Annotated in this window: 2 protein-coding genes; both read left to right on the top strand. The window is 63.9% G+C overall.

Features of this window, described 5'->3' with window-relative positions; genetic code table 11:
* Positions 1–342 (top strand): SDR family NAD(P)-dependent oxidoreductase (locus APH30_RS27225; protein WP_156326752.1); only part of this gene is annotated, 342 nt, incomplete at its 5' end.
* 3 nt (positions 343–345) lie between these two features.
* A partial coding sequence (locus tag APH30_RS27220; protein ID WP_054914255.1) for an NAD(P)/FAD-dependent oxidoreductase occupies positions 346–1,200 on the top strand: 855 nt, incomplete at its 3' end.

The following is a 1,200-nucleotide window of genomic DNA, read 5'->3' as shown; positions in this document are numbered from 1 at the left end:
TGGCTGGCCTTGCCCCGTGCCGGAGCCTACGGGGCGTCCAAGGCAGCCGTGCGCTACCTGGTGGAGTCGCAGCGGATCGACCTGGCACGCGAGGGTATCGACGTGACGTTGGTCAGCCCGGGCTTTGTCGATACGCCGTTGACCCGCCGCAACGACTTCCCCATGCCGCAACTGTGGTCTGCCGAGCGCGCGGCACAACATATTGCCAAGCGCTTGCCCCGGCGCCCGCTTGAAATCAACTTCCCGAGCCTTTTCACCTGGGGCCTGCGCGTGCTCGGGGCCCTGCCCCCGCGTCTGCGCCTGGCCCTGGGCCTGCGCTTGGCCCGCCACGAACAGGACTGACCCATGCGCATCGCCATTATTGGAAGCGGCATTGCCGGCCTCACCTGTGCCTACCTGCTCTCCCGTCGCCACGCGGTCACGGTGTTCGAAGCCGCGAGCTGGGTCGGCGGCCACACCCACACCGTGGACGTGGACTGGGCAGGCGAGCGCTATGCCATCGATACTGGCTTCATCGTGTTCAACGACTGGACCTACCCGAACTTCATTCGTTTGCTCGAGCAACTGGATGTGGGCTCACAACCCACGCAGATGAGCTTCTCCGTAAACGACCCACTCAGCGGCCTGGAATACAACGGTCATAGCCTCGACACCCTGTTCGCACAACGCAGCAACCTGCTGTCACCGGGTTTCTGGGGGATGCTGCGCGAAATCCTGCGCTTCAACCGGCAGGCTATCGCCGACCTGGATGCAGGGCGCATAGACGATCACACCACGCTGGGCAGCTATCTTCAGGCGCAAGGCTACGGGCAACGTTTTGTCGATCACTACGTGGTGCCCATGGGCTCGGCGATCTGGTCGATGTCCCGGGCCGACATGCTGGCTTTTCCTTTGCAGTTCTTCGTGCGCTTTTGCCGCAACCACGGCCTGCTGTCGGTCAATCAGCGGCCGCAATGGCGGGTGATCGAAGGTGGTTCACGCAGCTATATCGGCCCGCTGAGCCGGCGGTTTGCCGAACAGGTACGGCTTGACTGCAAGGTTCACCGGGTCGACCGAGACCAGGATGGGGTGACCCTGCACAGCGCTGCCGGCACCGAGCGCTTCGACAAGGTGGTATTCGCCTGTCACAGCGACCAGGCCCTTGCCCTGCTGCAGGCACCGAGTACACAGGAGCAGGCAGTACTGGGCGCCATCGGCTAC

The sequence above is a fragment of the Pseudomonas sp. NBRC 111127 genome (assembly GCF_001320345.1).
In the GTDB taxonomy this organism is placed as follows: Bacteria; Pseudomonadota; Gammaproteobacteria; order Pseudomonadales; family Pseudomonadaceae; genus Aquipseudomonas; species Aquipseudomonas juntendi.
Note: the sequence above shows the minus strand (reverse complement) of the source record. Positions and strands in the feature narration are given on the sequence as shown.